At 54.2% G+C, this 249-nt stretch carries 1 protein-coding gene; it reads left to right on the top strand.

Annotated features, from left to right (window positions below; all coding sequences use genetic code 11):
- On the top strand, window positions 1-249 hold a 249-nt coding region (locus N8L90_RS09465; RefSeq protein ID WP_419991967.1), incomplete at both ends, for a hypothetical protein.

Raw genomic sequence — 249 nt, 5'->3', positions numbered from 1 at the left:
TGACGTAGATGCTACGGCTCTTGTCCTTGCTGCCGTAGACGCTACCGCACTTGTTGTCGCTGAGGTAGATGCTACGGCTCTTGTGCTTGCTGATGTAGAGGCTACCGCTCTTGTGCTTGCTGATGTAGAGGCTACGGCACTTGTTGACGCTGATGTAGAGGCTACCGCACTTGTGGATGCTGATGTAGAAGCTACGGCGCTTGTTGAAGCTGATGTAGACGCTACGGCGCTTGGGGTTGCTGAGGTAGA

It is taken from the genome of Streptococcus mitis, assembly GCF_946190115.1.
Taxonomy (GTDB): domain Bacteria; phylum Bacillota; class Bacilli; order Lactobacillales; family Streptococcaceae; genus Streptococcus; species Streptococcus mitis_CO.
This window is presented reverse-complemented; position numbering and strand designations above follow the sequence as displayed.